Source organism: Streptomyces sp. Ru71 (assembly GCF_002920535.1).
Taxonomy (GTDB): domain Bacteria; phylum Actinomycetota; class Actinomycetes; order Streptomycetales; family Streptomycetaceae; genus Streptomyces.
Genome location: NZ_PQSS01000066.1, coordinates 1 through 24,349, shown reverse-complemented (window position 1 = coordinate 24,349; position 24,349 = coordinate 1). Strand labels below are relative to the sequence as shown.

The window sequence follows — 24,349 nt, the reverse complement described above, 5'->3', positions numbered from 1 at the left end:
AAGGCCGGGAGCCCGCACGGACGCGGACCCTCGGCCATTCCCGCCGGGTGCCGGCTCAGCCGTTGGGGCGCAGGGTCCACACCACGGTCATTTCGCCGGTCACGGCGCCGTCCGCGCGCCGGATCTCGATGGCGACCGGGAACTCGGGCCGCTGCCCCGCGTCCAGTTCGGCGACGACGTCGGCGGCCGGGCGCCCCAGCGTCGCGGTCGCGGTGACGGCCCCCATGGCCAGCTTCTTGTAGGCGATCTCGGCCCGCACGGCGAGCGGTACGGCCCGCGCGAGCTGGTCACCGAACGCGGCCAGCACGATCGCGCCGCTCGCCGACTCCCCGAGCGTGAACATCGCGCCGGCGTGCGGCCCGCCCACGTGGTTGTGGAACTCCCCCTGGTCCGGCAGGGACACCACCGCCTTGTCCGGGGTGGTCTCAAGGAACTCCAGCTTCAGGGTCCGGGCCATCGGCACGGTGGCGGCGAGCATCTCGCCGATCGACATCTGGTCTGCGCTCATGGCAGCATGTTACCCACGAGTAGGGTCGCGGAGCCAGACTCGCGGACCGCTCGCCGTATGCTTGCCGCCCATGTGGCCAGGAGATCAGTCGTCCCAGGGCGGGCAGCCGGGTCCCGGCGGGCAGTACGGTCCGGGCGCGCAGCCGGGTCCGGGCGGGCAGTACAGCTCAGGCGGCCAGCCGGGTCCCGGCGGGCAGTACGGCCCAGGCGCGCAGCCGGGTCCCGGCGGGCAGCCCAACCCCTACCACCAGCCCGGCTACCAGCAGTCCGGCCCCTACGCCCAGCCCGCTCCGGCCCCTTGGGAGGTGCCCACGGTCACGGCACCGCCGCCGCCCGGCGGTTCGGGCCGCCGGACCAAGGTGATCGCCCTCACGCTCGCCGCGGCCGTGGTGGCCGCCGCGGCGGTGACCGGCGTGGTGCTGCTGGGCGGTGACTCCGACGGCGAGGCCGCCCCCGACCCGACCGCGTCCTCCGCGTCGGCCTCCCCCACCGCGACCGGCGACTCCAGGAACTCCGACGCGGCACCGAAGCCGACGATCGCCGGCTGGAAGGTCGTGGTGAACGCCGACCTGGGGGTCGCCTTCGACGTACCCGCCGCCTGGACCCTGAAGTCGCGCGACTGGGTCAGCTACGTCTCCGAGAAGAACGACCCGCAGGACAAGCCCCTGGTCGCCATGAAGGCACCCGCCGTGCTGAGCGAGCAGTGGTGCGGCGAGGACACCGACCGCGACGGCAGCATCGACTACACCTCGCTGGGCAGCGCCGGTTCCCGGGGCAACAACGGCGCGCGCAGCACCGAGGAGATCGCCCGCGCCGACTCCGCGGCCTGGGTCTACGGCGCCTACACGCAGCCGGACCACAAGAAGCTCACCACGTCCGCGGTCACGTCCTTCACCACCGCCTCCGGCCTCACGGGCAGCCTGGCCACCTCGCAGTCCTCCGGAGTCGTACGGCGGCACAAGTGCGACACCGAGGGCAAGGCCACCACGTTCGCGTTCAAGAACGCGGAAGGCGACTTCGCCTCCTGGTCGTTCGTGGGGGCAAGGGGATCGGCGAGGAGGTTCCGGACACGACGATCCGGCAGATCCTCGGCACGGTCCGGCTGGTCGAGCCGTCGCAGTCCTGATCTGGTACGTCCCTGACAAGGGGCAGTGACCGATTCGTGTCCGTGGCGGCACTAGGGTGGAGCGCCATGTGGCCAGGACAGCAGCAGCCGCCCGGGGGCGAGCCGAACCCGAACGCGCAGAACAACCCGTATCAGCAACCGAGTCAGCCGGGGTACCAGCAGCCGAATCCGAATCCGTATCAGCAGCCCGGTTATCAGCAGCCCAACCCCTATGGGCAGCAGTCGCAGTGGGGGGCTCCCACGCCGGCCGGCGTTCCGCAGCCGGCCACGCCCCCGCCCGGAAACCTGGGCGGCGGCAGCGGCGGCGGCGACAAGAACCGGACCAAGCTCGTCGCGATCGTCTCGGCCGGCGCGGTGGTGCTGACGGCGGCCGTCACCGGGTTCGTCGTGTTCGGCGGTGACGACGAGAAGACGACGGCCGGTGGTTCGGACAAGCCGACGACCCCGCCGTCGGTGTCCGCGTCGCCGACCCCGACGACGCAGCCGACCGGGTCCGGAGCGGGCGACAACCCCCGTTCCGGCGAGGCGGAGAAGGCGACCATCCCGGGGTGGAAGGTCGTCATCAACCCCAAGTACGGCACGGCGTTCGACGTCCCCGCCAACTGGGTCGTCAAGGACCCGGGTCTGTTCATCGGGTTCGAGGACGAGCAGAAGGGCGACGGCTCCGCGTACATCGGTATGAGCGCGCCGGCCTTCTACAACGAGAAGTGGTGCACGTCCGTCTCGAACGGCCGGACCAGCGACAAGGAGCTGGCGGCGGCGGGCACCAAGGGCGAGAACGGCGCCAAGGACACCGCCAGCGTCGCCCGCGGCGACTCCGCCACCTGGGCCTTCGGCGGTTACACCGACCAGAACGAGAAGACCAGCCGCAAGTACCTGACCATCGGCAACCCCGCGCCGTTCACGACCAAGTCGGGCCTCAAGGGCGACGTCGCCACCAGCTTCACGACCGGGGTGCCGAAGAAGGCCAAGTGCGACACCGACGGCAAGGCGACCACGTTCGCCTTCAAGAACTCCGTCGGCAACTTCGTCGCCTTCACCTTCTACGGCGTCAAGGGCGTCAAGGAAGAGGTGCCCGACGCGACGATCCAGCAGATCCTCAGCACGGTCCGGCTGCACGGCGACCCGGTCGTGAGCTGACCCGGTACGGACCGGTCGTGAGCCGACCCCGTACGCCGCTCCGCCCCGTGCCCCGCACGGGGCGGGAGGGGAATCGGTTTGGCAGGCCTGCGTCCCGCCGGTCATAGTCACCGGGTGACCTCCGCCTCCGACACCCCCCGCCGTCCGCGCCGGCCCTCCTGGGCCGGGCGGAACTACAGCCTGCTGACCCTCGCCGCGTTCCTCACCAGCGGGGGCAGCCAGGCCGCGCTCATCGCCTCCGCGTTCGCGGTGCTCGGCGCCGGCGGGGACGGCGGCGACGTGGGACTGGTGGCGGCCGCGCGCACGGTGCCGCTGGTGCTGTTCCTGCTGATCGGCGGGGCGGTGGCGGACCGGCTGCCGCGCCACCGGGTGATGGTCGCCGCCAACGCGCTCAACTGCCTCTCGCAGGGCGTCTTCGCCGTCCTCGTCCTCACCGGCAGCCCGCAGCTGTGGCAGATGATGCTGCTCACCGCGCTCGGCGGAACCGGGCAGGCGTTCTTCAGCCCGGCCGCCGAGGGCATGCTGCTGTCGTCCGTGGAGGGCGAGCACGCGGGGCGGGCGTTCGCCGTGTTCCGGATGGCGATGCAGGGCGCGGCCCTGGGCGGCGCGGCCGCGGGCGGGGCGCTGGTCGCCGCGGTCGGGCCGGGCTGGGTGCTCGCCGCCGACGCGGTCGCCTTCGCGCTCGCCGGGGCGCTGCGCTCCTTCCTCGACGTGCGGCACATCCCGCCGCGCGCTCCCGGCGGCGGCATCCTCGCCGATCTCAGGGAAGGCTGGCGGGAGTTCGTGAGCCGGCCCTGGCTGTGGGGCATCGTCGCGCAGTTCTCCGTCGCCAACGCGGTCGTCGGCGCCGCCGACGCGGTCTACGGCCCCCTCGTCGCCCGCGACCACCTCGGCGGGGCGGGGCCCTGGGGACTGGCGCTCGGCTTCTTCGGCGCGGGCACGGTCGCCGGGGCGTTGCTGATGACCCGCTTCAAGCCCCGCCGGCTGCTGCTGGCCGGCACCCTGTGCGTCTTCCCGCTGGCCCTGCCGTCCGCGGCGCTGGCCGTGCCGGTGCCGCTGGGGGTGCTGTGCGCGGTGATGTTCACGACCGGCGTCACGCTGGAGGTGTTCGGCGTGTCCTGGATGACGGCGCTGCACCAGGAGATACCGGAGGAGAAGCTGTCGCGGGTGTCGGCCTACGACTGGTTCGGCTCGGTGGCCCTGGTGCCCGTCGCCATGGCGATGGCCGGCCCGGCGGAGAGCGCCTTCGGGCGCACGGCGTCCCTGTGGGGGTGCGCGGCCCTCGTCGTGGCGGTCACCGCGGCCGTGCTGTGCGTGCCGGACGTGCGCCGGCTGCGCCGCCGTACCAAGACCGTGGCGGCCGGCGGCGCGGAGGGGTCAGCCGATGCCGAACGCCCCGTCGGGCGGCACGGGTGAGGGCACCGCGTCCTCGTCCGTGACCGGGCGGGCGTCACCCGTGAACGCGCGCAGCGCCGGCCCGTGCTCCACCCGCGCGGGGAAGGCGTCGGCGGCGGTCAGCCGGGCCAGCGCGGCCGTGTCCAGCGGGTGGTGCGCGGCGAGCAGGATCGCGTTGCCGAAGCGCCTCCCGCGCAGCACGCCCGGCTCGGCGATCAGCGCCAGCTCCCCGAAGAGGGCGCCGAAGGTGGCCAGTTGGGAGCGCAGGAAGGCGAACGGCGCCCCGTCGGCCAGGTTCGCGACGTAGACGCCGCCGTCCCGCAGCACCCGGTCGGCCGCGCGGGCGTAGGCCAGGGTGGTCAGGTGCGCGGGGATGCGGGAGCCGCCGAAGACGTCGGCGACGAGCACGTCGGCGCTGTCCGGCTCGGCCGCCTCCAGCCAGGCCCGCGCGTCCGCCGGGTGCAGGGCGATACCGCAGGCGGCGGGCAGCGGCAGCTGCTCCACGACCAGGTCCAGCAGCCCCCGGTCGGCCTCGACGACGTCCTGCCGGGAGCCGGGGCGGGTCGCGGCCACGTACCTCGGCAGGGTGAGCGCTCCGCCGCCGAGGTGCAGCACGTCCAGCGGCCGCCCCGGCTCCGCGACGGTGTCCAGCACGTGCCCGAGCCGCCGGGCGTACTCGAACTCCAGGTACGCCGGGTCGTCGAGGTCGACGTACGACTGGGGTGCTCCGTCGACCGTGAGCAGCCAGGCACGCTCACGGTCGACGTCGGGCATCAGCTTCGCGGTCCCGTGGTCGGTGACGCGGGTGACGGGTATGGCATCGCTCACGACACCATTGTCGCCTCAGCCGACGGAGGTCACCGTCCCCGCGCCCACCGTCCGCCCGCCCTCGCGGACGGCGAACCCGAGCCCGGGCTCCAGCGGCACCTCGCGCCCCAGCTCCACGGTCACGTCGACCGTCTCGCCGGGCCGCGCCACCGCCGCCGCGCCCAGGTCGAGGCTGCCGACGACGTCGGCGGTGCGGATGTAGAACTGCGGCCGGTACCCGGTGGCCAACGGCGTCGTCCGGCCGCCCTCGCGCGCCGACAGCACGTACAGCCGTGCCGTGAAGCGCCGGCGCGGTGCCACGCTGCCCGGCGCGGCGGCCACGTGCCCGCGCCGTACGGCGTCCCGGGGCACGCCGCGCAGCAGCAGCGCCACGTTGTCCCCGGCCTGCGCTTCCTCCATGGGCCTGCCGAAGGTCTCCAGGCCGGTCACGACGGTGTCCACGCCGGCGCCGAGCACCTCGACCCGGTCGCCGACCCGGACCGTGCCGCGCTCGACGGCGCCGGTGACGACCGTCCCCCGGCCGGTGATGGTGAGCACGTTCTCCACCGGCAGCAGGAACGGCGCGTCCAGGTACCGCTCCGGCATGGGCACATAGGTGTCCACCGCGTCGAGCAGCGCCTCCACGGACGCCGTCCAGCGCGGGTCGCCCTGAAGCGCCTTCAGCCCGGAAACCCGTACGACGGGCGCGGCGTCGCCGCCGTAGCCGTGCGCGGTGAGCAGGTCGCGGACCTCCAGCTCGACCAGGTCGGTCAGCTCCTCGTCTCCGGCGTCGGCCTTGTTCAGCGCGACGACGATGTGGTTCACGCCCACCTGCCGGGCCAGCAGCACGTGTTCGGCGGTCTGCGGCATGATCCCGTCGAGCGCGGAGACGACGAGGATCGCCCCGTCGAGCTGCGCGGCGCCGGTGACCATGTTCTTGACGTAGTCGGCGTGGCCCGGCATGTCCACATGGGCGTAGTGGCGGGTGTCGGTCTCGTACTCGACGTGCGCGATGTTGATGGTGATGCCGCGGGCGGCCTCCTCCGGGGCGCGGTCGATGCGGTCGAAGGGCACGAACGTGCCGGTGCCGCGCTCGGCCAGCACCTTGGTGATGGCGGCGGTCAGGGTCGTCTTGCCGTGGTCGACGTGTCCCATGGTGCCGATGTTCAGATGCGGTTTGGTGCGCACGTAAGCCGTCTTGGGCATGGCTGTACCTCGAAGCCTCGTAGGAGGAGAAGGGACCCCAAGGAACCGCCGACCCTCCCCCTGCGGGGTCCGCGGGACGATCCGGGGAGGGTCAGCTTCGGGCGCCGTCGACGGCGGCCAGGATGACGGGAACGGCAGCCTTCGGGGCATCCGCGACGGCGGATGCTGCGAGAAGGAAGGCGTACCGGAACATGACGTCGATCATCGCCGAGCGGCCGCCCGGCGTCGAACGATTTATCGCCTTACGGCTGTTCAGGCGCCGATGCTCCGCAGCGCCTCGCGCACGCTCAGCGGCGCGAGGCGCCGTTGCTCCCGGACGAGGAAGTCGCGCACCGCGTCCGGGTCGGTCTTGGCGTACTCGCGCAGGGCCCAGCCGATGGCCTTGCGGATGAAGAAGTCGGGGTGGCCGCTACGGCGGAGGCAGTAGCCGAACAGCCGCTCGGTGTCGGTGTCCGCCTTGAACCGCAGCTGGTGCAGCAGGGCGGCACGGGCGACCCACAGGTCGTCGTCGTCGATCCAGGCGTCCATGGTGGCCGCGAGCGCCGGGTCGGCCGCGACCAGCGGGCCGACGACATGGGCGGCGAGCAGGTCGACGGTGTCCCACCAGGGGACGGTCGTGATCAGGTGCCGGACCACGGGCAGGAAGCCGGAGGAGCAAGGCCGACGTGCCGGCGCAGACAGTCGACGGCGAAGTAGTGGTACTCGCGCTCGGGCAGCGCCCAGCAGCGCAGCGCGATCGCCGCGCAGTCCGCCTCGGCCGGGCGCGCTGTGCCGGCCAGGACGGTGCGCGACAGGGCACGGCGCGCGGGGGTGGGGATGCCGAGAAAGGGGGCGACGTCCTTCATGTACGCGCGCATGGCCCCGGCCCGGTCCCCGTCGGCGGCGGCCCCGTACACCTCGGTCAGCCGCGGCGGGACGGCATCGGCGAGCGCACTGCGGGGCACGGCGGCGGGGCCCGTACCTGTGACGGTCATGAGACAGACCATACGGCGATCAGACACCTGTGTCGGTTACTGTCGCCGGATGCCCGATGCACCCACCCGCTCTGGGGGCACCGCGGTGGCCTCGCGCCCGGCCGCCGCCATGGAGCTCGCGGTCCCCGCGCCCGTCCCCGGCACGCTCACCGCGCGCTGCACCCGCGTGCTGCGCTCGCCCTGGTCCCGTTTCTCGCTGCTGGTCGCGCTGCTCGCGGCGGCCGGCTGCTCAGTGCTGCTGTTCGAGCCACAGCGGCTTTTGACGCACGGCTGGTCCCCGCAGGCCGGCGGGGCGGCGGCGGCCGCTGCGTTCACGGTGGCGTACGGGCTGTGCACGGTGGCCTTCGTGCCGCGGCCGCTGCTGAACCTCGCGGCGGGTGCGCTGTTCGGCACGTCGCTGGGGCTCGCCACGTCGCTGGCCGGGACCGTGCTGGGCGCCGGGATCGCCTTCGGCCTGGGCCGGGCGCTCGGGCAGGACGCGCTGCGCCCGCTGCTGCGCGGCCGGCTGCTGAAGGCGGCGGACGGACAGCTCAGCCGGCACGGCTTCCGCTCGATGCTGCTGGCGCGGCTGTTCCCCGGCATGCCCTTCTGGGCGGCGAACTACTGCGCGGCCGTCTCCCGGATGCGCTGTCTGCCCTTCCTGCTCGCGACGGCACTCGGCTCCGTCCCGAACACCGCCGCCTACGCGCTGGCCGGCGCCCGCGCCACCACCCCGACGTCCCCGGCCTTCCTGCTGGCGATGGCCGGCATCGCGCTGCCTGCGGTGGCGGGGGCGGTGGTGGCCTGGCGCAAGCGGCACCATCTGCGCCGCCGCTGAGGGGGCGGGTCCGGGCCGCCGCCCCAGGGAAGGGGCCGTCATCCGGGGACGCTACGCTGCCCTCGACACGTGATCATCGCGTACGGCGGCCCAGTGCCCCGTCGCCCCTCCACGACCGGCTCTTGGACTGACGTAACTTCATGTCTTGGTTTGAATCGCTCGTCCTCGGACTCGTCCAGGGGCTGACCGAGTTCCTTCCCGTCTCCTCCAGCGCGCATCTGCGGCTGACCGCGGCCTTCTCGGGCTGGCACGATCCGGGCGCGGCCTTCACGGCGATCACCCAGATCGGTACGGAGGCCGCCGTGCTGATCTACTTCCGCAAGGACATCGCGGGCATCCTCTCCGCGTGGTTCCGCTCGCTGTACGACCGGTCCATGCGCCGGGACCACGACGCCCAGATGGGCTGGCTGGTCATCGTCGGCTCGATCCCGATCGGCGTGCTCGGCGTCACGTTCAAGGACCAGATCGAGGGGCCGTTCCGCGATCTGCGGGTCACGGCGACCATGCTCATCGTGGTCGGTGTCGTCATAGGCATCGCCGACCGGCTGGCGGCCCGTGACGAGTCCGGCGGCCGGCACCGGGCGCCCAAGCAGCGCAAGACGCTGCAGGACCTGGGCGTGAAGGACGGCCTGATCTTCGGTCTGTGCCAGGCGTGCGCGCTGGTCCCGGGCGTCTCCCGGTCCGGTGCGACCATCAGCGGCGGCCTGTTCATGGGCTACCGGCGCGAGGCCGCCGCCCGCTACTCCTTCCTGCTCGCGATCCCCGCGGTGCTCGCGTCCGGGCTGTTCGAGCTGAAGGACGCGATGGAGAGCGACCATGTCGCCTGGGGGCCGACGATCTTCGCGACGGTGATCGCGTTCGGCTCCGGATATGCCGTCATCGCCTGGTTCATGAAGTACATCTCCAGCAAGTCCTTCATGCCGTTCGTCTGGTACCGGGTCGTCCTCGGCGCCGTCATCATCGCCCTCGTGACGGCGGGCGTCCTCAGCCCGCACGCGGCGGAGTCCGCGGGCTGAATCGCGGGCCGCCGGACCGGGGAGGTATGACTCCATGGCACTCTCCCAGCAGTTCGCGCGCGTGTCCCCCGAGTACCTTGAGCGCTGCCGGCAGTCGGCGCTCGACTCCCCGGGCGCCGCTCCGGGCTGGGACCCGCCGGCGTCCGACCGCCTGGACACCGGCTGGGCGAGCTGGGGGCTCGCCGCGTACTGCCGCTCCGGCGGCGCCGATCCGGCCGTGGCCGGGCTGCTCGACCGCGCGGTCTCGGCCACGTACGGCCAGACCGCCGGGTATCTGGACCACGACGAGGTGTACGACGGCTTCACCGACCCGCCGCGCGTGCTGGACCCCGCCGAGGTCGAGAAGATCGCCCGGGACCTGGGGGACGTCGACGTGGCCGCGCTGCTCGCCGAGCTGCCGGACGCACCGGCCGAAGCGGCGGCCGCCTGCGGTCACGCGGAGGGCTTCAGCGGTGATGTGCGGGCCCACCTGAGCGAACACTTCACCGCGCTGCGCGAGTTCTACGCCGGGGCCGCACGGCGCGGGCAGTGTGTCGTCGTGTGGATCGACTGAGCGCGAATCCGACAGAAGCCGTGCGTGATCCTGTAGCCAACCGGTAGCGCAGTGTCAGCTTCTGCCCCTAGGCTTGCGGGCATGTTCCCCGATTCCAGGACCTCTGGTTCCGTGCGCTCGGCCGCCGAGGTGAACGAACGCATCCGCGCGCTGTGGATGCGCGCGGGCGGCTCGCTGTCGGAGCAGGAGCGCGCGGAGTACGAGCTGTTGGTGGTGCAGTGGGCCGCGGCGGTACGGGGCGAGGTGGCCGCAGCGGCGTGAAGCACGGCGCCGCGCCCCCTTGAGGCGCGGCCCGGCCAACCGGCATCCCGGGGAGCGGCCCTGCCACCCGGCGCCTCGGGGCGCGGGGGGGTGACCCGGTATCCCGGGGGCGCGGCCCGGTCGTACGGCGCCTCGGGGGCGGCCAGACACACGGCACCTCGGTCCCGACGCGGCCACCCGGCGCCTCGGGACGCGGCGCGGTGGCCCGGCATCTCGGGGCGCGGCGAGGCCGCCCGGCGCCACGGGGCGCAGCCCGACCCCCCGGAATCTCGGGGCGCAGCCCGGCCGCCCGGTGCCTCGGGGCGTGGTCGGCCGCCCGGGCCGGGAAGCCCCGGCCCACGCCGTCATCGTCCGCCCGACACCCGTAGCACCGCCCCCGTGGTGTACGCGGCGTCCGGGGACATCAGCCAGGCGACGGCGGCGGCGATCTCCTCGGCGCGGCCGGGGCGCCGCAGCGGAATCGTGGCCGCCGCGCGGTGCGCCCGCTCCGGGTCGCCCATCGTGGCGTGCATCTCGGTGTCGATCACACCGGGCGCGACCGCGTTGACCCGGATGCCGTCCGGGCCGAGTTCCTTGGCCAGCCCGAGGGTGAGCGCGTCCACGGCGGCCTTGGTGGCGGCGTAGTGGACGTACTCGCCGGGGCTGCCGAGCGTCGCGGCGGCCGACGACACGTTCACGATCACCCCGCTCCCCCTCGGTGTCATCAGCTGGGCGGCACGCCGGGCGCACAGCAGCGCCCCGAGCAGGTTCACCTCCACCACCCGGCGCACATCGGCGGTGGCGGTGTCGGCGAGCCGGCCGAGCGGCCCGGTGACCGCGGCGTTGTTCACCAGCCCCGTCACCGGCCCCAACTCCCGCTCGACGGTGGCGAAGAGCCGGTCGACGTCGGCTTCGACGGACGTGTCCACGCGCACCGCGAGCCCGCGCCCGCCGGCCGCGCGCACGGCGTCCACGACCCGCTCGGCGGCCTCGGCGTCCCGGACGTAGCCCACCGCCACGTCGTGTCCGTCGGAGGCGAGTCTCAGGCAGGTCGCGGCGCCGATGCCGCGGCTGCCGCCGGTGACGACGGTGAGAGGACGAGCCATGAGGACCCCCGGAGGTGAGCGACGGGCATTTGATCGATCATCGATCACTCTAGAGGCACAGATGCGCCAGCAGATCCCCCTGGACCGGATACGGCCGCTCCACCGGCAGCTTCCCGGTCGCCGCGTCGAGTTCGCCGGCCCGCACCAGGGCATGGATCTCGGCCGCCAGCGGAGTCACGTCCTCGATACCGACGATCCACTCGTCGGCGTAGCGCGCCGCGGCCTCGCCGCTCAGACCCAGCTGCAGCGAGCGGTGCGGCAGCGCGGTGAAGTGCGCATCGCGCTCCGGGTCCCACTGCACCCGCGCCGGCGCCTGCGCCAACTGCCGCTTCCAGGAAGCCCGGTCGCCGTGCAGCTCGGGCACGTGGTGGGACAGGCAGGCATTGCGCAGGGCCCACTCGAAGCCCTCGCGGGTGATCTCGACGGCGAGGACGGTCTCCTGGTTCTCCTTGGTCCCCCAGCCGCAGCGGTACATCATCCACAGGAAGGACGGCTTGATCCAGGTCATGCGGTCGCGCTTCCACGAGGACGGGAAACGGCCGGTGCGGGCGGCCGGGCGGCCGATCTGCGGGCGGTAGGCCTGATAGACGGTCACCGTGGTGTCCGTGTAGCGGGCGCGGATGCGGTAACGGGGTTCCGGTACGACGTTCTGATCGTTCACCCCGGCAGGGTGGCCCGCGTGTCCCCGGTCCGGCCACCGAATATCGCGGCATGTCCCTTGGCTGCAACGGCGCGATGACCAACACTGGTCCGATGACGCAGCGTGTGGAGCTCGCCACCGTAAGAGACCGGCTGGCCGTGGACGCCCTGGTGACCGACTACGCGGCGGCGGTCGACGATGGCGACTGGGCCGCGTACCGGGAGCTGTTCGCTCCGGACGGGCGGGCGGACTACCGCTCGGCCGGCGGCATCGCGGGGGACGCCGAGCGGGTCGCCGAGTGGCTCGCCGAGAGCATGCGGGCGTTCGCGATGCGCCAGCACCTCATCGTCAACCGCCGGCTGCGCTTCGGCGTGCTGGACCAGGAGACCGGCGACACGGCCCAGGTGCGGGCCGACTACGTCAACCCGATGCGGCTGGCGGGCACCGACGGCGCCTCCACCGCACCGGACTTCGTGTGCGGCGGCCGCTATGCCTTCGCCGCCGTCCGCACCGACGACGGCTGGCGGCTGCGGGAGGTGGTCGTCGAGGAGAAGTGGCGCCGCCCGCCCCCGGCGGCGACCGCCTGAACGGGGGTTCCGCACGTCCGGGCCGGGTCCCCGGTCGGCAGGTCGTGTCGCCCGGTGGGGTCCCCTGTCGGCAGATCGCGTTCGGCGCGCACACTGGAGCCCCCACCGGGTAGGAGGGCGGCATATGAAGACGCTCAGCAGTTGGCTCGCCTCCCCCTGGCGCCGCGCGGCCCTCGGCGCGCTGGCCGGCGCCCTGCCCGTGCTCGCCTTCCCGGCGCCCGCCGCGTGGTGGTTCGCGTACGTCGCCCTGGTGCCCTGGATCCTGCTGGCGCGCGGCGCCCCGACCCAGCGGCGCGCGGCGTACGACGGCTGGTGCGGCGGGTTCGGCTTCATGCTGGGCATGCACCACTGGCTGCTCCCCGACCTGCACGTGTTCACGCTCGTGCTGGCCGCCCTGCTGGGCGCGCTGTGGGCGCCCTGGGCCTGGCTGGTGCACCGCTTCCTGGCGGGCGTGCCGGCCAGGGGCCGGGTCGCGGCGGCGCTGCTGGTGCTGCCGTCGGCCTGGCTGATGGTGGAGCTGGTGCGCTCCTGGCAGGGGCTGGGCGGACCGTGGGGCATGCTGGGCGCCAGTCAGTGGCAGGTGGGTCCCGCGCTGCGGCTCGCGTCGGTGGGCGGGGTGTGGCTGCTCAGCTTCCTGGTGGTGGCCGTGAACGTGGCGGCGGCAGTGCTGGTCGCGGTGCGGGAGTCGCGGATGCCCGCCGTGGCCGGCCTGGTGGCCACCGCGGCGGCGACCTCGGCGGCCTGGGTGTGGTCGCCGCGCCCGCACGTGGACGGCCAGGCGCGGATCGCCGTCGTCCAGCCCGGGGTCGTGGACGGCCTCGACAGCGGCGACCGGCGTTTCGCCGTGGAGGAGCGGCTGACCCGGCAGCTGGCCGGGCAGCACGTCGACCTGATCGTGTGGGGCGAGAGCAGCGTCGGCTTCGACCTGACCGCGCGGCCCGACCTGGCCCGGCGTATCGCTGCGCTGTCCCGCGAGACGGGCGCCGACATCCTGGTCAACGTGGACGCGCGGCGCTCCGACCGGCCCGGTATCTACAAGAGTTCGGTGCTGGTGGGGGCGGACGGGCTCACCGGGGACCGCTACGACAAGATGCGCCTGGTGCCGTTCGGCGAGTACGTCCCGGCGCGCTCGCTGCTCGGCTGGGCGACCTCGGTGGGCAAGGCGGCCGGCGAGGACCGCAGGCGCGGCACCGGGCAGGTCGTGATGGACGCCGGACACGGGCTGCGGCTGGGCCCGCTGGTGTGCTTCGAGACGGCGTTCCCCGACATGAGCCGGCGGCTCACCCAGGACGGCGCGGACGTGCTCGTCGGCCAGTCGTCGACGTCGTCGTTCCAGCGCAGCTGGGCGCCGGAGCAGCACGCCTCGCTCGCCGCGCTGCGTGCCGCCGAGTCCGGCCGGCCGATGGTGCACGCCACGCTGACCGGCGTGTCCGCGGTGTACGGCCCGGGCGGTGAGCGGGTCGGCTCCTGGCTGGGCACGGACGCGAGCCGGGCCGCGGTGTTCGAGGTGCCGCTCGCCGACGGGGTCACCCCGTACGTCCGCTACGGCGACTGGCCGGTGGACCTGGCGGTGCTGGTGCTCGTCGCACTGGGCCTGGCGGAGGGCGTGCGGGCGGTCAGGCTGCGCCGGAGCGCTCCCGCACCGCACGTACCACCCGCTCGCACAGTTCGTGAGTCTCCAGTGCGTCACGGGCGCTGAGCACGCGGCCGGCGCGCACGGCGTCCAGGAAGGCGAGCACGGCCTGTTCGATGCCGCGCTGCCGGGCCACCGGCACCCAGTCGCCGCGCCGGCGCACGGTGGGCTGGCCCTTGTGGTCGACGGTCTCGGCGAGGTTGACGACCTGGCGCTTGGTGTCCTGTCCGGACACCTCCAGGATCTCCTCGTTGGAGCCGCTGAGCCGGTTCATCACGCCGAGCGCGGTGAAACCGTCGCCGGCGAGCTGGAGCACGACGTGGTGCAGCAGCCCGCCCTCGACGCGGGCGCGCACGCCGACGTCGTCGATCTGACCGGGCACCAGGAACCGCAGGGTGTCCACGACGTGGATGAAGTCGTCCAGGATCATGCTGCGCGGCTCCTCGGGCAGCCCGATCCGGTTCTTCTGCATCAGGATCAGCTCGCGCGGATGGTCGGCGCACTGCGCGTAGCCGGGGGCGAAGCGCCGGTTGAAGCCGACGGCGAGCGAGACGCCGCGCCGCTCGGCGAGCTCGACCAGCCGCTCGGAGTCGGCGAGTTGGTAGGCGAGCGGCTTGTCGACGTACGTCGGGACACCGGCCTCCAGCAGCGCGGTGACGATCTCCGGATGCACGGAGGTGGGGGCGTGCACGAACGCGGCGTCCAGCCCCTGTGCCAGCAGGGAGTCCAGGTCGCGGTGGCGCTGCGCCGCCGGCAGGTGCAGGCTGTCGGCGACCCGGTCCAGTGTGGCCGGGGTGCGGGTCTGCAGGTGCAGCTCCACACCGGGCTGGAAGGCGAGCACCGGCAGGTACGCCTTCTGCGCGATGTCGCCGAGTCCGATGACGCCGACCTTCACTCCGGGCTCCTTCACTGCGGGTCCGCTGACTGAACGGCAGCATACGGGGCCTGCGGTGGCCGCCAGTCGGCGATGCCGTCAAAGCTCCGCAGGAAGAGCGCGGGTCCCGCCTTCGAAAGGGAGGCGATCACCGCGTTCCGGACGGCGATCATGGTCCGGCTGGTGGTGAGGTCGAGACGGGCGACCTTCAGCGCCTGCCGGGCGATCGCCGTCGTACGGGGCAGCCGGGCGGCGGTGTAGGCGGCGAGGTCGTCATAGTGGTGGGCGAGCACGATCGCGTCCTCGACGGCCTGGTTGCCGCCCTGGCCGAGGGTGGGCGGCATGGCGTGCGCGGCGTCGCCGAGGAGGGCGACGCGGCCGCGGTGGTAGGCCGGCAGGGGCTCGGCGATGTGGTGCACGTCGTGGCGCAGCACGTCCTCGGGGCGGGCGGCGGCGAGGACGGCGGGGATCGGGTCGTGCCAGTCGCCGAAGCGGCGCAGCAGTTCGGCCCGCTCGTCGTCGGGGGCGCGTCCGCCGGGCGGGGTGGTGGCTGCGGCGTAGGCGTAGACGCGGCCGTCCTTGAGCGGGTGGGTGCCCCAGATGCGGCCCCGGCCCCAGGTCTCGTGCGACGCGAACGCCACGCCGGGCAGGGGGATGACGACCCGCCAGGTGGTGAAGCCGGAGTAGACGGGCCCGGGATGCTCGGGGAAGAGCGTGCGGCGTACGGCGGAGCGGATGCCGTCGGCGGCGACCACCAGGTCGGCCTCCAGCTCGCCGTCGGCGGTGCGCACGAGCGCCGGGCGGCGCGCGTCACCGGGGTCGGCGACGCCTGCCCCGGCGGCGGTGCGCACGGCGCCGGGCGGGAGTTGCGCGGCGAGGCGGTCGACGAGGGTCGCGCGGTGCAGCAGCACCATCGGCCCGCCGAACCGCGCCGCGGCGGCGTCGGCGTCGGAGCGGGACAGCCACCGGCCGCCCGGGGTGCGCAGACCTCCGTCGCCCTGCCAGGCGGCCAGGTCCCGGATCTCGTCGCCGAGTCCGATGACGTCCAGGGCGCGCAGGGAGTTGGGGGCGAGCGAGATGCCGGCACCGACCGGTTCGAGGGAGCGGGCCCGCTCCAGGACAGTGACGTCGAGGCCCCTGTGGTGCAGGGCGGCGGCCGCGGTCAGCCCGCCGATGCCGCCGCCGATGACGACGGCGCGCTGTGCCTGGCTCATCGTTCCTCCTCATGCGACTACAGCTGTAGTACGCGTCGAATGTACTACAGGTGTAGTGAGCCGGGTAGCGTGACCTCCATGTCCGCACGCACCCACGACAGCTCCCGCGCCGACCTCGTCGCCGACACCGCCCTGGCCCTGCTCGCCGAACGCGGGATGCGCGGACTGACCCACCGGGCGGTCGACGAGGCGGCCGGGCTGCCGCAGGGCTCGACGTCGAACGTGGCGCGCACCCGCCAGGCGCTGCTGGAGCTGACGGTGCGCCGGCTCGCCGAGCGGGAGGCCCGGGTACTTGCCTTGCACGAGATGCCCGACCCGGGCGCGGGCACCGACGCGGTGGTCGACGCGCTGGCCCTGGCCCTGCACCGGGCGCTGACCCGGCACCGCGACCTCACGCTCGCCCGCTACGAACTGGCCCTGGAGGCCACCCGCCGCCCCGGACTGCGCGCCTGCTACGACGCCACCGGCGCCCGCTTCCGTGACCAGCTGACCGCCCTGGCCACCGCCCTGGGCTCCCCTGACCCGGACCGGCACGCGCTGTCGCTGACCGCCTGGGCGGACGGGCTGATGTTCTCCTGCGTGGCCGGCGCGTACGAGGCCCCGCCCCTCGAAGCGGTGCGGCAGGGGGTGCGCGAGCTGCTGGCGGGCATGCTCGGGAGCTGAAAATCCGCTGGTCGGCCCCGCACTGCCTGGACGAGGATGCGGGCATGACGACACAGCGCCGCATCCCCGCCGCCGACGCCGACGAACGCACCATGCTGGAGGGCTGGCTGGACTACCACCGCCTGACCCTCGCCGCGAAGTGCGAGGGCCTGACCGACGCCCAGCTCAGGACGGCGGCCGTGGAGCCCTCCGAGCTGTCCCTCATGGGGCTGGTGCGGCACATGGCGGAGGTGGAGCGGATCTGGTTCCGCAAGGTGCTCGCCGACGACGGCGCCGGGCCGATCTGGTTCAGCGACGAGGACCCCGACGGGGAGTTCCATCTCACCGAGGCCGACACCTGGCAGGAGGCGCACACCACCTGGCGGTCGGAGATCGACGCCGCCCGGCGCAACGCGGAGGGTTTCGCCCTGGACGACCTGTCGAAGGGCGTGACCAGGCACGGCGGCGGGCGGCCCGTCTCCCTGCGCTGGATCTACACCCACATGATCGAGGAGTACGCCCGCCACAACGGCCACGCCGACCTGATCCGGGAGCGGATCGACGGCGCCACGGGCGACTGACGTCAGCAGGGACGCGCCCGGAACCCCCGTACGGGGTGCGAGATCACCCGTGCGGGGCATCCTGCGCTTGTCCGCCGACCTTCCGCGCCGCGCAACCAGCAGAGTGGCGCGGGTGCATCGAACGACGACCACCGCAACGCTCCTGGTCACCGTGGCTGTCTCGGCCCTCTCCGGCTGTGTGACGGTCCAGCGTCCGCCCGCGTCGGGGCCGCCGGCCCCGCCGGTGAGGTCCGCGTCACCCTCCGTGCCCCGGCCGGACGGCCAGGCCGAGCAGCGGATCGTGCAGGCACCCGCCCAAGAGGCCCTGGAGATGGTCGGACCGTCCCGGCGCCCGCAGCCCGAGCAGCCCCACCGCCCGGCGGCAGCCGGTCATCCGGCGCCCGGGCACAGGACACGGCCCGGGCCGCAGCACCACACCGAGGAGACGCCGCACCACCGCGCCGCCCGGCCGGAGCACCACCGCACGCAGACGCCACGCGCGCCCATCCCGGACGTGCGCGACACCGTCCGCCGCGGCACCGACGTGTGCGGCCTGGGCGAGCAGTACGGCGGCTGGAGCCCGGACAGCCCCCAGGCGCGGATCTGCAAGCAGACGTACGGCCGCTGAGCGGGGAACCCCGCGGGGGCCGTACCGCTCACTCCCCCAGCCGCGACTCCAGCCGCCGGATCGCCGCCCGGACGCCGTCGCCGTAGCCGTCGTCCGCCAGGGCGCCGGACGCCCGGCGGGCCCGGGCGAGATGGGTGCGGGCGGCGTCGGGGTGGCCGAGGCGGACGTAGTCGGCCGCCAGGTTCAGATGGAGCGAGGGATACAGCGCCCGGGCGGCGGGCGCCCCCTCGTGCCGGTCGAGCCGGTCGCCGGTGAGCTCCTCGGCGGCCGTCAACGCCCGGAGATCCCAGGCGAGTTCGTCGGCCGGATCGTCCTGGGTGTCGGCCAGGTAGTGGGCGAGGGTACAGCGGTGCAGCGGGTCGCCGTCCTCCCCGATCTCCGCCCACAGAGCGAGAAAGCGGTGCCGGGCCTCCTCGTGGTCCCCGCCGTGCAGCAGCATCACCACCTGTCCGATCCGCGTCAGCACGGCGTCCGACGCCGTCCGCTCCTGTCGCTCCGCCACCGCGCACCCTCCGTCGGCCGTCCCGCTCTTGCCCCCGACGCTAACCGCAGGCACCGGCGATCCCGCTCAGGCGGCACCGGGCCGACCCACGGGGAACCGGCCCGGCGGCGGCTCAGGCCAGGTTCGGCACCGTCCAGTCGATCGGGTCGTGGCCCTGCCGGGCCACCGCCTCGTTGATCTGGGTGAACGGGCGGGAGCCGAAGAACTTCTTCGCCGACAGCGGTGAGGGGTGCGCGCCCTTGACCACCGCGTGCCGGCTCTCGTCGATCAGCGGGAGCTTCTTCTGCGCGTAGTTGCCCCACAGCACGAACACCGCCGGGTCGGGCCGGCCGGCCACCGCGCGGATCACCGCGTCGGTGAACTTCTCCCAGCCGCGCCCCTTGTGCGAGTTGGCCTCGCCGCCGCGCACCGTCAGCACCGCGTTGAGCAGCAGCACGCCCTGCCGGGCCCACGGCATCAGATAGCCGTTGTCGGGGATCGGCGTACCCAGCTCGGCGTTCATCTCCTTGTAGATGTTGCGCAGGGACGGCGGGATCCTCACGCCCGGCCGCACCGAGAAGCACAGGCCGTGCCCCTGTCCCTCGCCGTGGTACGGGTCCTGACCGAGGATCAGGACCTTCACCTGGTCGTACGGCGTGGCCTCCAGCGCGGCGAAGACCTGCTCGCGCGGCGGGTACACGGGACCGTTCGCCCGCTCCTCCTCGACGAACTCCATCAGCTCCTTGAAGTAGGGCTGCTGCAGTTCCTCGCCCAGAACCCCGCGCCAGGACTCGGGCAGCATGGCGATGTCGGTCACGTCAACGTCCTTGAGATCGTGCGGTCGCTTCCTGACTTCAGAACCTACCGGCACCCACTGACAACGCCTCCCGCGCGGTCCCTACCAGCTGGTCTTGCGGGACAGCTCCCACATCATCATGATCGTCGAGGGGTCCAGCGCCCGCTCCGGACCGGCGATGTCCTCGCTGGCGGCCACGTACTGCTTGCCCTGCCACAGCGGCAGCAGCCGGGCGTCCTCCACCATGATCTTCTGGGCTTCCTCGAAGTCCTTGACCACGTTGGCGCGGTCGCTCTCGCGGCGCGAGCGGGGCAGCAGGATGCCGGTGATCTCGGGCTGCGGGTAGGGCGTGCCGAGCGCGTTCTGGTCGCCGACGAACGGGGCGATGAAGTTCTCCGGGTCCGGGAAGTCGGGGAACCAGCCACGCCCGAAGACCGGGTACTCACCCTTCTGGTAGCCCTCGACGTAGGCCTTCCAGGGCCGGCTCTTCAGGGTGATCGTGAACAGGCCGGAGGCGTCGAGCTGCCGCTTGATCTCCTGGAACTCCAGGGCGGTCTCCGAGCCGTAGCGGTCGGTGGCGTACCACAGGGTCAGCGGGACGGGCGTGGAGATGTTCGCCTCGGACAGGATCTTGCGGGCCTTGTCGGTGTCCGGCTCGCCGAAGTCGTCGAAGAAGCCCGTGGTGTGACCGGTGAGTCCCTTGGGGACCATGGAGTACAGCGGGTCCACGGTGTCCCTGTAGATCTTGTGGGCGATGGCCCCGCGGTCCACGACCTGGGCGACGGCCCGGCGCACGGCGGCCTTGCCGGCCCACTTGTCCTTGGGGTTGAACACCAGGTAGCTGATGTCCGCGCCGGTGCTCTCCACCAACTGCAGGCGCTGCGTGCCGTCCTTGCGCTGCAGGGCCACGATGTCGTCGGCGGCCAGACCGCGGTAGGTCACGTCGATCTGCTTGTCGCGCAGCGCCTTGACCATGACGGAGGAGTCCTGGAAGTAGCGGATGGTCACCGCGTCGTTCTTGCGCTTGGCGTAGCCCTCGTAGTGGTCGTTGGCCTCCAGCTGCGCCTCCTTGCCCTCGTCGTAGGACTTCAGGACGTAGGGGCCGGAGCCGAAGACCTTGCCGTCCTTGCGCAGCGCGTCGGCGGGGTAGTCGTCGGGGTCGACGATGGACATCGCCGGGGTGGCCAGCACGAACGGGAACGTGGCGTCCGGCTTGTTGAGCCGGAAGACCACCTCCGTGTCGCTGGTGGCCGTAACGCTCTTGAGGCTGCCGAGCAGTCCGGCGGGGCCGCCGGGGACGTTGATGCGGCGGATGCGCTCGATGGAGTAGGCCACCGCCTTGGCGTCCAGCGGGTCGCCGTCGGCGAACTTCATCCCGGGCCGCAGCACGCACCGGTAGGTCTGGTTGGAGGCGTCGGTGAAGGAGCACTCCTTGGCGGCGTCCGGCTGGGGCGTGGTCGCGGCGTTCGGGTACGCGAGCAGCGTCTGGTAGATGTTCCTGAACAGCTCCCACGAGCCGTCCCAGGAGGCGGCCGGGTCGAGCGTGCTGGGTGCGCTCGTGGTGCCCACGACGATGGGTCCCGCGTCCTTGGAGTCGCCGCCCGACACCAGGCCGCAGCCGGTCATCAGGGACGTTATGGAAGCGATCGCCGCCACTTGCCGCAGGCATCGGTTCCGGTTGAACACGCGCACGCTCCTCGATCTGCCATACCAAGGGTCGGCAGACCATACCGCAGTGCGCCGGTTGTTGAACCTGGTTCGGTCACCATGTGAACAGACTGTTGATGACTACGTTGTCATCGGCCCGGAACAGGCCCTTTTGCGGACACGGGCGCCGTTTCCGTCAAGAGTGTGACGGTAACGGCGCCCGAATCGTCATACGGCGCCGGTGGCGGCGCCGGGCGTCAGGCGACGCCGGCGTTGAGGAACAGGCCGCCGTCCACGACGAGGGTCTGGCCGGTGATCCAGTCGGACTGCTCCGAGGTCAGGAACGCGGCCGCGCCGCCGATGTCGGAGGGCACGCCGAGCCGCTTGAGCGGGTAGACCGCGGCGGCCTCCTCCTCGCGGCCCTCGTAGAGCGCCTGGGCGAACTTGGTCTTCACCACAGCCGGGGCGATCGCGTTGACCCGCACCTTGGGCGCGAACTCGTGCGCGAGCTGGATGGTCAGGTTGACCATCGCGGCCTTGCTGACGCCGTAGGCGCCGATGAAGGGCGACGGGGCGAGGCCCGCCACGGAGGCGATGTTGACGATCGCGCCGCCGTTGTCCTTCTGCCAGGCGTGCCAGGTGCGCTGGGCGAAGCCGAGCGCCGAGATCACGTTGGTCTCGAACACCTTGCGGGCGACGTTCAGGTCGAGGTCGGCGATCGGGCCGAAGACCGGGTTGGTGCCGGCGTTGTTGACCAGGTGGTCGACGCGGCCGAAGGCCTCCATCGTGCGCTCGACGGCCTCGGCCTGGTGGGCCTCGTCGTGCGCCTTGCCGGCGACGCCGATGACCCGGTCGGCGCCGAGCTTCTCGACGGCCTCCTTCAGGGCGTCCTCGTTGCGGCCGGTGATGCAGACGCGGTCACCGCGGGCGACGAGCGCCTCCGCGACGCCGTAGCCGATGCCGCGGCTGGCGCCGGTGACGAGGGCGACCTTGCCCGACAGCTCGGGGAGTTCGGAAGTCATGTGCGCTGTCCCTTAGTTGAGCGGTCCGCCGGCGACGTACAGGACCTGGCCGGAGACGAATCCGGCCGCCTCGCCCGTGAAGAAGGCGACGGCGTTGGCGATGTCCTCGGGCTCACCGACACGGGCCACCGGGATCTGGGTGGCGGCGGCCGCCTTGAAGTCCTCGAAGCCCATGCCGACGCGGTCGGCGGTGGCCTTGGTCATCTCGGTGGCGATGAAGCCGGGGGCGACGGCGTTGGCGGTGATGCCGAACTTGCCGAGCTCCTTGGCGAGCGTCTTGGTGAAGCCCTGCAGGCCGGCCTTGGCGGCGGAGTAGTTGACCTGGCCGCGGTTGCCGAGGGCGGAGGACGAGGACAGGTTGACGATACGGCCGAAGCCGGCGTCGACCATGTGCTTCTGGCAGGCGCGGGTCATCAGGAAGGAGCCGCGCAGGTGCACGTTCATGACGGTGTCCCAGTCGGCGACGCTCATCTTGAACAGCAGGTTGTCGCGCAGCACGCCCGCGTTGTTGACCAGGATCGTCGGCGCTCCGAGCTCCTCGGCGACGCGGGCGACGGCCGCCTCGACCTGGGCCTCGTCCGAGACGTCCGCGCCGATGGCGATCGCCTTGCCGCCCGCCGCGGTGATCTTCTCGACGGTGTCCTTGCAGGCGGCCTCGTCGAGGTCGATCACCGCGACCGCACGGCCCTCGGCGGCCAGTCGTACGGCGGTGGCGGCGCCGATGCCGCGCGCGGCGCCGGTGACTACGGCGACCCTCTGCTCAGTGGTGGACATTGCTGTTTCTCCTCGCCCTTGAGAAAGCCTGAACGCCTGCCGGCTATGTTGCTCCTACGGTACGCCCCATGGGTGAGCGACCGCTTAGTACCTTCGGCGAAGGTGACGCTAGAAGCGTTGGCACGCGGTGTCAACGGCACACCGGCCCGGTGTGATCCATTACCTGTCAGGGGGGTGGGGAACCGCAGAGCGGAGCGAGTCGTTCGTCTGCGGCACAGCGCCCGCGGCCGGTGGTCGCAGCAGGGCCGCAGGCGTCATCTCCAGTGACCCGTGGCGGTCAGCGCACCAGCAGGTTCAGCAGCCGTTCCGTCTCCGTGGACGGGTCCGACGTGAGGCCCGTGTGGACCGGGCCCGGCTGGACGATCGTCGAGCGGGGAGCGATCAGCCAGCGGAAACGGCGGCCGGCGTCGTCGCCGGACGCCTGGCCCGCGCCGGGGCCGCCGCCGCAGACCTCCTCCACGGCCCGCAGCGCCGCCCGGATGCCGGGCACGTCCGCCTCCGGGTCCAGGGCCCGCAGCCGCGCCTCGTCGAGGTGCGTGCGGGCGCCGACGTAGGCCTGCGCGCGGCAGTAGACCAGCACGCCCGCGTTGATGCACTCACCCCGCTCCACCCGTGGCACCACCCGCAGCAGGGCGTACTCGTAGACGTCCCGGCCGCCGCCCTGCCCGGCCCGGGTGATGTGGCGCTCGGCGAGTCCGCCGGCCACGTGGATGTGCTGCTCGCTCACTTGTCCCCCTCGATCCCCGTGACGCGCTCGTGGATGACGGCGGCCCGCGCCAGCAGCGGGCGCGCGTAGGCCCGCCGCAGCTCGTCGGGCCGCTCGAAGCCGGGCTCGCCGGTCAGCCAGGCGTCGGGCACCTCGGCGGTGACCTCGGCGAGGAGGTCCTCGGTGACGAGCGGGGCCAGCTCGGCGGCGGCGCCCGCGAGGTCGGGGGCGAAGCCGCGCAGGGCGTGGTCGCCGGCGTCGTAGGGACGCGCGGCGGAGGTCTCGGCGCCAGGCCAGTTGTGGTGCCAGATCATCGTGGCGCCGTGGTCGATGAGCCACAGCTCGCCCCGCCGCACCAGCAGGTTGGGGTTGCGCCAGGAGCGGTCGACGTTGTTGATCAGCGCGTCGAACCAGATGATCCGGCCCGCCTCCTCGGGCGTGACCGCGAAGGCGAGGGGGTCGAAGCCGAGCGCGCCGGAGAGGAAGTCCATGCCGAGGTTGGTGCCGCCGCTGGAGCGCAGCAGCCCCTGCACCTCCGCGTCCGGCTCGCCGAGTCCCAGCACCGGGTCGAGGTCGAGGGTCACCAGGCGCGGCACCCGGAAGCCCAGCCTCCGGGCGAGCTCACCGCACACCACCTCGGCGACCAGCGTCTTGCGGCCCTGCCCGGCGCCGGTGAACTTCATGACGTACGTCCCGAGGTCGTCGGCCTCGACGAGCCCCGGCAGCGAGCCGCCCTCCCGCAGAGGCGTGATGTAGCGGGTCGCGGTGACTTCCTTGAGCATCGCCCCAGGTTACTTGTGGCCGCGAGGTGAACCGCCCGTCCCCCGGAGCCGTACTGATCTGCGTATCTCCAGGCTTCCACCGAAGGGACGTCGGCATGACCAGCGAATCGTACGAGGCCGCCTCGTGCCCCACCCGCCGCACCGTCGTCGCCGCGATGGGCGTCGCCGGTGCCGCCGTCGCGCTGACCGCGTGCGGCTCGGGCGACGGCGGCGGTTCCACGGCGAAGTCGGGGACCGTACTGGCGAAGACGTCGGACATCCCCGAGGGCGGCGGGAAGATCTTCAAGGACCATCAGGTGGTGGTCACCCAGCCGACGGCGGGCTCGTTCAAGGCGTTCTCCGCCAAGTGCACCCACCAGGGCTGCGCGGTCAGCGGTGTGCGCGACGGGGTCATCACCTGCCCCTGCCACCACAGCGAGTTCTCCATCGCCGACGGCAGCGTGAAGCGGGCCCCGGCGACCCGGCCGCTGCCCGAG

Annotated in this window: 27 protein-coding genes and 1 pseudogene; 13 read left to right on the top strand and 15 right to left on the bottom strand. The window is 73.0% G+C overall.

From position 1 onward, the window contains the following. Nucleotides 1-55: 55 nt before the first annotated feature. Entirely contained in the window at nucleotides 56-508 is a 453-nt protein-coding gene (locus tag C3489_RS29215) for a DUF4442 domain-containing protein (RefSeq protein ID WP_181139896.1), read from the bottom strand. A 70-nt stretch (nucleotides 509-578) separates the two neighbouring features. On the opposite strand from C3489_RS29215, the gene C3489_RS29210 reads away from it, so the two are divergent. From C3489_RS29210 to C3489_RS29200, 3 genes are all read left to right on the top strand, one after another. Then, complete coding sequence (locus C3489_RS29210; RefSeq protein WP_308460828.1) at nucleotides 579-1,649, top strand: hypothetical protein; 1,071 nt, start codon at nucleotides 579-581, stop codon at nucleotides 1,647-1,649. 50 nt (nucleotides 1,650-1,699) lie between these two features. Further along, the gene (locus C3489_RS29205) at nucleotides 1,700-2,773 is read left to right on the top strand and encodes a hypothetical protein (RefSeq protein WP_103785081.1); all 1,074 of its coding nucleotides are present in this window, start codon (nucleotides 1,700-1,702) and stop codon (nucleotides 2,771-2,773) included. 114 nt (nucleotides 2,774-2,887) lie between these two features. Continuing rightward, on the top strand, nucleotides 2,888-4,189 hold the full coding sequence (locus C3489_RS29200; RefSeq protein WP_103785080.1) for an MFS transporter: 1,302 nt from the start codon (nucleotides 2,888-2,890) through the stop codon (nucleotides 4,187-4,189). On the opposite strand, the gene C3489_RS29195 is transcribed toward C3489_RS29200, so the two are convergent. The 3 genes and pseudogenes from C3489_RS29195 to C3489_RS29185 all read right to left on the bottom strand — a co-directional run bounded on the left by C3489_RS29195 (nucleotide 4,151) and on the right by C3489_RS29185 (nucleotide 7,155). Then, entirely contained in the window at nucleotides 4,151-4,996 is an 846-nt protein-coding gene (locus C3489_RS29195) for a spermidine synthase (protein WP_103785079.1), read from the bottom strand. The genes C3489_RS29200 and C3489_RS29195 overlap by 39 nt on opposite strands. Nucleotides 4,997-5,011: 15 nt before the next feature. Continuing rightward, nucleotides 5,012-6,181 (bottom strand): elongation factor Tu, encoded by a 1,170-nt coding sequence (gene tuf / locus C3489_RS29190; RefSeq protein ID WP_103785078.1) that lies wholly within the window; start codon nucleotides 6,179-6,181, stop codon nucleotides 5,012-5,014. A gap of 252 nt (nucleotides 6,182-6,433) precedes the next feature. After that, a pseudogene (locus C3489_RS29185) lies at nucleotides 6,434-7,155 on the bottom strand (DNA alkylation repair protein). Nucleotides 7,156-7,204: 49 nt separating this feature from the next. Between C3489_RS29185 and C3489_RS29180 the strand changes: the two are divergent. From C3489_RS29180 to C3489_RS29165, 4 genes are all read left to right on the top strand, one after another. After that, on the top strand, nucleotides 7,205-7,972 hold the full coding sequence (locus C3489_RS29180) for a TVP38/TMEM64 family protein (RefSeq protein ID WP_103785077.1): 768 nt from the start codon (nucleotides 7,205-7,207) through the stop codon (nucleotides 7,970-7,972). Nucleotides 7,973-8,112: 140 nt separating this feature from the next. Further along, nucleotides 8,113-8,988, top strand: a complete 876-nt coding sequence (locus C3489_RS29175; RefSeq protein WP_103785076.1) for an undecaprenyl-diphosphate phosphatase — start codon at nucleotides 8,113-8,115, stop codon at nucleotides 8,986-8,988. A 34-nt stretch (nucleotides 8,989-9,022) separates the two neighbouring features. Next, entirely contained in the window at nucleotides 9,023-9,541 is a 519-nt protein-coding gene (locus tag C3489_RS29170; protein ID WP_103785075.1) for a DUF1877 family protein, read from the top strand. An 81-nt stretch (nucleotides 9,542-9,622) separates the two neighbouring features. Next, entirely contained in the window at nucleotides 9,623-9,802 is a 180-nt protein-coding gene (locus C3489_RS29165) for a hypothetical protein (RefSeq protein WP_103785074.1), read from the top strand. Between the two features lie 344 nt (nucleotides 9,803-10,146). Here C3489_RS29165 and C3489_RS29160 read toward each other — a convergent pair whose 3' ends face one another. Beyond that, entirely contained in the window at nucleotides 10,147-10,887 is a 741-nt protein-coding gene (locus C3489_RS29160; RefSeq protein WP_103785073.1) for an SDR family NAD(P)-dependent oxidoreductase, read from the bottom strand. A gap of 49 nt (nucleotides 10,888-10,936) precedes the next feature. Beyond that, a complete protein-coding gene (locus tag C3489_RS29155) occupies nucleotides 10,937-11,548 on the bottom strand; it encodes a DUF4291 domain-containing protein (RefSeq protein ID WP_103785072.1) in 612 nt (203 codons plus the stop codon). Nucleotides 11,549-11,640: 92 nt separating this feature from the next. On the opposite strand from C3489_RS29155, the gene C3489_RS29150 reads away from it, so the two are divergent. Further along, nucleotides 11,641-12,114, top strand: a complete 474-nt coding sequence (locus C3489_RS29150) for a nuclear transport factor 2 family protein (RefSeq protein ID WP_103785071.1) — start codon at nucleotides 11,641-11,643, stop codon at nucleotides 12,112-12,114. Between the two features lie 124 nt (nucleotides 12,115-12,238). Continuing rightward, entirely contained in the window at nucleotides 12,239-13,813 is a 1,575-nt protein-coding gene (gene lnt, locus C3489_RS29145; protein WP_103785070.1) for an apolipoprotein N-acyltransferase, read from the top strand. Here the strand turns inward: lnt and C3489_RS29140 are convergent. Both C3489_RS29140 and C3489_RS29135 read right to left on the bottom strand, forming a co-directional pair. Then, a complete protein-coding gene (locus tag C3489_RS29140) occupies nucleotides 13,731-14,642 on the bottom strand; it encodes a Gfo/Idh/MocA family protein (protein ID WP_103785069.1) in 912 nt (303 codons plus the stop codon). The genes lnt and C3489_RS29140 overlap by 83 nt on opposite strands. An 11-nt stretch (nucleotides 14,643-14,653) precedes the next feature. Beyond that, nucleotides 14,654-15,835, bottom strand: coding sequence for an FAD-dependent monooxygenase (locus tag C3489_RS29135; RefSeq protein WP_103785068.1), 1,182 nt, complete (start codon nucleotides 15,833-15,835; stop codon nucleotides 14,654-14,656). 78 nt (nucleotides 15,836-15,913) lie between these two features. Between C3489_RS29135 and C3489_RS29130 the strand changes: the two genes are divergently transcribed. From C3489_RS29130 to C3489_RS29120, 3 genes are all read left to right on the top strand, one after another. Continuing rightward, nucleotides 15,914-16,498 (top strand): TetR/AcrR family transcriptional regulator, encoded by a 585-nt coding sequence (locus tag C3489_RS29130; RefSeq protein ID WP_103785099.1) that lies wholly within the window; start codon nucleotides 15,914-15,916, stop codon nucleotides 16,496-16,498. A 44-nt stretch (nucleotides 16,499-16,542) separates the two neighbouring features. Next, nucleotides 16,543-17,058 (top strand): DinB family protein, encoded by a 516-nt coding sequence (locus C3489_RS29125; RefSeq protein ID WP_103785067.1) that lies wholly within the window; start codon nucleotides 16,543-16,545, stop codon nucleotides 17,056-17,058. A gap of 244 nt (nucleotides 17,059-17,302) precedes the next feature. Further along, nucleotides 17,303-17,665, top strand: coding sequence for a hypothetical protein (locus C3489_RS29120; RefSeq protein ID WP_308460827.1), 363 nt, complete (start codon nucleotides 17,303-17,305; stop codon nucleotides 17,663-17,665). 28 nt (nucleotides 17,666-17,693) lie between these two features. Here the strand turns inward: C3489_RS29120 and C3489_RS29115 are convergent, their stop codons facing one another. The 7 genes from C3489_RS29115 to C3489_RS29085 form a co-directional block, all read right to left on the bottom strand. After that, the gene (locus C3489_RS29115; protein WP_103785066.1) at nucleotides 17,694-18,167 is read right to left on the bottom strand and encodes a hypothetical protein; all 474 of its coding nucleotides are present in this window, start codon (nucleotides 18,165-18,167) and stop codon (nucleotides 17,694-17,696) included. A gap of 112 nt (nucleotides 18,168-18,279) precedes the next feature. Further along, nucleotides 18,280-18,963 (bottom strand): uracil-DNA glycosylase, encoded by a 684-nt coding sequence (gene ung, locus C3489_RS29110; protein ID WP_103785065.1) that lies wholly within the window; start codon nucleotides 18,961-18,963, stop codon nucleotides 18,280-18,282. An 81-nt stretch (nucleotides 18,964-19,044) separates the two neighbouring features. Further along, nucleotides 19,045-20,628: an ABC transporter substrate-binding protein gene (locus C3489_RS29105; RefSeq protein ID WP_103785064.1), complete on the bottom strand. Its 1,584-nt coding sequence runs from the start codon at nucleotides 20,626-20,628 to the stop codon at nucleotides 19,045-19,047. Nucleotides 20,629-20,846: 218 nt separating this feature from the next. Beyond that, nucleotides 20,847-21,611 (bottom strand): SDR family oxidoreductase, encoded by a 765-nt coding sequence (locus tag C3489_RS29100; protein ID WP_103785063.1) that lies wholly within the window; start codon nucleotides 21,609-21,611, stop codon nucleotides 20,847-20,849. 12 nt (nucleotides 21,612-21,623) lie between these two features. Further along, on the bottom strand, nucleotides 21,624-22,385 hold the full coding sequence (gene fabG, locus C3489_RS29095; protein ID WP_103785062.1) for a 3-oxoacyl-ACP reductase FabG: 762 nt from the start codon (nucleotides 22,383-22,385) through the stop codon (nucleotides 21,624-21,626). 277 nt (nucleotides 22,386-22,662) lie between these two features. Then, nucleotides 22,663-23,112 (bottom strand): DUF3037 domain-containing protein, encoded by a 450-nt coding sequence (locus tag C3489_RS29090; protein ID WP_103785061.1) that lies wholly within the window; start codon nucleotides 23,110-23,112, stop codon nucleotides 22,663-22,665. Continuing rightward, on the bottom strand, nucleotides 23,109-23,873 hold the full coding sequence (locus C3489_RS29085) for a HipA family kinase (protein ID WP_103785060.1): 765 nt from the start codon (nucleotides 23,871-23,873) through the stop codon (nucleotides 23,109-23,111). The genes C3489_RS29090 and C3489_RS29085 overlap by 4 nt, the downstream gene beginning before the upstream one ends. Nucleotides 23,874-23,968: 95 nt before the next feature. Between C3489_RS29085 and C3489_RS29080 the strand changes: the two genes are divergently transcribed. After that, nucleotides 23,969-24,349, top strand: a 381-nt coding sequence (locus C3489_RS29080) for a Rieske (2Fe-2S) protein (RefSeq protein WP_103785097.1), incomplete at its 3' end; no start/stop codon positions are given.

Excerpts from the sequence above, each read along its gene's own strand:
- C3489_RS29215 (WP_181139896.1), bottom strand. The coding sequence starts at position 508 with ATGAGCGCAGACCAGATGTCGATCGGCGAGATGCTCGCCGCCACCGTG.
- C3489_RS29210 (WP_308460828.1), top strand. The coding sequence starts at position 579 with ATGTGGCCAGGAGATCAGTCGTCCCAGGGCGGGCAGCCGGGTCCCGGC.
- C3489_RS29205 (WP_103785081.1), top strand. The coding sequence starts at position 1,700 with ATGTGGCCAGGACAGCAGCAGCCGCCCGGGGGCGAGCCGAACCCGAAC.
- tuf (WP_103785078.1), bottom strand. The coding sequence starts at position 6,181 with ATGCCCAAGACGGCTTACGTGCGCACCAAACCGCATCTGAACATCGGC.
- C3489_RS29180 (WP_103785077.1), top strand. The coding sequence starts at position 7,205 with ATGCCCGATGCACCCACCCGCTCTGGGGGCACCGCGGTGGCCTCGCGC.
- C3489_RS29175 (WP_103785076.1), top strand. The coding sequence starts at position 8,113 with ATGTCTTGGTTTGAATCGCTCGTCCTCGGACTCGTCCAGGGGCTGACC.
- C3489_RS29170 (WP_103785075.1), top strand. The coding sequence starts at position 9,023 with ATGGCACTCTCCCAGCAGTTCGCGCGCGTGTCCCCCGAGTACCTTGAG.
- C3489_RS29165 (WP_103785074.1), top strand. The coding sequence starts at position 9,623 with ATGTTCCCCGATTCCAGGACCTCTGGTTCCGTGCGCTCGGCCGCCGAG.
- C3489_RS29160 (WP_103785073.1), bottom strand. The coding sequence starts at position 10,887 with ATGGCTCGTCCTCTCACCGTCGTCACCGGCGGCAGCCGCGGCATCGGC.
- C3489_RS29150 (WP_103785071.1), top strand. The coding sequence starts at position 11,641 with ATGACGCAGCGTGTGGAGCTCGCCACCGTAAGAGACCGGCTGGCCGTG.
- lnt (WP_103785070.1), top strand. The coding sequence starts at position 12,239 with ATGAAGACGCTCAGCAGTTGGCTCGCCTCCCCCTGGCGCCGCGCGGCC.
- C3489_RS29135 (WP_103785068.1), bottom strand. The coding sequence starts at position 15,835 with ATGAGCCAGGCACAGCGCGCCGTCGTCATCGGCGGCGGCATCGGCGGG.
- C3489_RS29130 (WP_103785099.1), top strand. The coding sequence starts at position 15,914 with ATGTCCGCACGCACCCACGACAGCTCCCGCGCCGACCTCGTCGCCGAC.
- C3489_RS29125 (WP_103785067.1), top strand. The coding sequence starts at position 16,543 with ATGACGACACAGCGCCGCATCCCCGCCGCCGACGCCGACGAACGCACC.
- C3489_RS29100 (WP_103785063.1), bottom strand. The coding sequence starts at position 21,611 with ATGACTTCCGAACTCCCCGAGCTGTCGGGCAAGGTCGCCCTCGTCACC.
- fabG (WP_103785062.1), bottom strand. The coding sequence starts at position 22,385 with ATGTCCACCACTGAGCAGAGGGTCGCCGTAGTCACCGGCGCCGCGCGC.
- C3489_RS29085 (WP_103785060.1), bottom strand. The coding sequence starts at position 23,873 with ATGCTCAAGGAAGTCACCGCGACCCGCTACATCACGCCTCTGCGGGAG.